Below are 246 nucleotides of genomic sequence, written 5' to 3' on the forward strand. Positions count from 1 at the left end.
TTCTCGCATTAGGCTCTTTACGTGATAAAGCTAAAAGTTGCTTGGATTTTTCTAAGTTCAATTTAGTAAAAGTAGATAAGTATCAGTGTGCTAATTAGATCACATAATTTGGCAGATTGGTATTACTTGGGCACACTGCACCAAATAAGTATCCATACTCAAACTGCTGTTGTTTTGTTGCGCGAGGCCTAGAGCCTGTTTCAGCCCATAAGCGTGTTGTTTGATTTTGTTGTCCAAACCGTGCTT

General features: G+C 38.6%; 1 pseudogene. It reads right to left on the reverse strand.

Annotated features, from left to right (window positions below):
* Positions 1-124 precede the first annotated feature (124 nt).
* A pseudogene (locus H5200_RS23680) lies at positions 125-246 on the reverse strand (IS630 family transposase); the annotation flags it as partial.

Source organism: Pseudoalteromonas sp. SG43-7 (assembly GCF_014164295.1).
Lineage (GTDB): Bacteria > Pseudomonadota > Gammaproteobacteria > Enterobacterales > Alteromonadaceae > Pseudoalteromonas > Pseudoalteromonas rhizosphaerae.